This is a genomic window from Methylobacterium tarhaniae (genome assembly GCF_001043955.1).
In the GTDB taxonomy this organism is placed as follows: domain Bacteria; phylum Pseudomonadota; class Alphaproteobacteria; order Rhizobiales; family Beijerinckiaceae; genus Methylobacterium; species Methylobacterium tarhaniae.
The window spans coordinates 1-544 of record NZ_LABZ01000474.1 but is presented as its reverse complement, the minus strand read 5'-3'; the positions used below and the strand labels follow the sequence as shown (position 1 = coordinate 544).

1 pseudogene is annotated in these 544 nt (G+C 69.7%); it reads left to right on the top strand.

The annotated features are described in order from the left end of the window. Positions 1-544, top strand: a pseudogene (locus VQ03_RS30740) (UbiA family prenyltransferase); the annotation flags it as partial.

Below are 544 nucleotides of genomic sequence, written 5' to 3'. Positions count from 1 at the left end.
GTCTCGTGGGCTCGGTGCTGGTGCTCGGGCTCGCGGCGAACTGGCTGTCGGCGGGGCTGCTCGCCTTCACCATCGTGTTCTACGCCGTCATCTACTCGATGTGGCTGAAGCGCTCGACCGCGCAGAACATCGTGATCGGTGGCGCTGCCGGCGCCCTGCCGCCGATGATCGGCCAGGCGGTGGTCACCGGCTCGATCGGGATCGAGGGCACGGTCCTGTTCCTGATCATCTTCATCTGGACGCCGCCGCATTTCTGGGCGCTGGCGCTCGTCAAGGCCGGCGAATACGCCTGCGCCGGCATCCCGATGATGCCGAACACCGCCGGCCCCGACTCCACCCGGCGCCAGATCCTCGCCTATTCGGTGCTGCTGGCGCCGCTCGGCCTCGCCCCGGTCTTCCTCGGCTTCGGCGGCCTGATCTACGGCCTCGTCGGCCTGATCGGCGGCCTCGCGATGGTGGCGCTCAGCGTCCATGTGCTGCCGCCGGCGCGAGGGCGAGGCGGAGCGCAAGGCCGCGCTCGGCATGTTCGGCTTCTCGATCCTCT